The sequence below is a fragment of the Dietzia sp. B19 genome, from assembly GCF_014145155.1.
Taxonomy (GTDB): Bacteria; Actinomycetota; Actinomycetes; order Mycobacteriales; family Mycobacteriaceae; genus Dietzia; species Dietzia natronolimnaea.
Genome location: NZ_JAALED010000278.1, coordinates 1 through 1,291 on the forward strand (window position 1 = coordinate 1; position 1,291 = coordinate 1,291).

Here is a 1,291-nt window from a genome sequence, read left to right on the forward strand (position 1 = left end):
CGCGGCCACGATGGCGGCCGCCACCCCGAGGAGCGTGATGACGGGCATGGCCCACCCCGTGCCCCGGGTCGCGTGGGCCCCGGTCGGGGTCGGCTCGGTCGGGGACGCCTCGGTCCGGTGCGGTGTCGACTGGTCCATGGTGACGACCGTAGCGGCAGCACACCGGGGTGGCGACCCGGCGCGGGTCGCGGCGACCGGATGCACGGGACGGCGCCGACGTGCAAGGTGGGAGACATGACCACATCTACGAGCGTCACCGTCGAGCGCGTGATCGACCACTCGGCGGCCGAGATCTTCGACATCCTCACCAACCCGGAGAACCACGCCAGGCTGGACGGCTCGGGCTTCGTCCGCGGGGACTACAAGTCCGACCGGATCCAGCAGGTGGGCGACGTGTTCTCCATGGACATGGAGGGTGAGCACATGGGTGGCGAGTACCGCACCGAGAACCACGTCACCGGCTACGGCAAGGACAAGATCCTGGCGTGGCAGACCGCGCCCGCCGGCACCGAGCCCCCCGGCTGGGAGTGGGTCTGGGAGCTCGAGAGCCGCGGGCCCGAGTCGACGCTGGTCCGCCTGACCTACGACTGGGGCAAGGTCACCGACAAGGAGATCCTCAAGAAGGTGTCCTTCCCGCTGGTGTCCGAGCAGCAGCTCGAGGACTCGCTGTCCAACCTCGCCGCCGCGGTGGCCGGCTGAGCCGTTCACCCCGTGGTCGTCAGCTCCCGCAGGTGGTCAGCGCCCGCAGCATCTCGCCCCAGTGGGCCAGCGGCAGCAGGTGGCCCTCACCCGCGTAGACCGTGAGGTCGACCGCGCCCAGGTGCTCGGCCAGCCATCGCCCGTTGGCCGGTGGGGCCATCTCGTCGTCGTCGCCGTACCAGAGGTGCACGTGCGCGCGGACGTCTTCGACCCGGAAGCCCCACGGGCCGACGAAGGCCACGTTGTCCCACGCGATCGCCCCGGTGCCCTGCCGGAGCGCCTCGCGGAAGTTCACGAACAGGGCCCGCCGGGCCGCGGGGTCGGCGATCACCGCCGCGTCGCTGTCCGCCCACATCCAGTCGACCCACGGCGCGGTCTCGTCGTCCCTGACCGAGAGCATCGCGTCGAGGATCCCGGAGTTGCCGGACCGGAACAGCTCGGCCGCGCGGGCGGGGTCCCCCGGTAAGTGGGAGAGCGCCTCGAGATCTCCCGCGGTCAGCGCCTCGCGCGCCCCGGGCATCCGATCGAACGGGGCCAGGCCGCCGGCGATTCCCACCCGCATGACGCGATCGGGCGCTGCGGCGGCGGTGGC

Annotated in this window: 1 protein-coding gene and 1 pseudogene; one reads left to right on the forward strand and one right to left on the reverse strand. The window is 72.2% G+C overall.

The window, feature by feature from the left end; translation table 11 throughout:
- The first annotated feature begins 234 nt into the window (after window positions 1–234).
- The gene (locus tag G6020_RS08840; protein ID WP_017837266.1) at window positions 235–699 is read left to right on the forward strand and encodes an SRPBCC domain-containing protein; all 465 of its coding nucleotides are present in this window, start codon (window positions 235–237) and stop codon (window positions 697–699) included.
- A 19-nt stretch (window positions 700–718) separates the two neighbouring features.
- On the opposite strand, the pseudogene G6020_RS08845 reads toward G6020_RS08840, so the two are convergent.
- Window positions 719–1,291, reverse strand: a pseudogene (locus tag G6020_RS08845) (alpha/beta hydrolase); the annotation flags it as partial.

Coding starts and splice junctions, on each gene's coding strand:
- G6020_RS08840 (WP_017837266.1), top strand. CDS start 235: ATGACCACATCTACGAGCGTCACCGTCGAGCGCGTGATCGACCACTCG.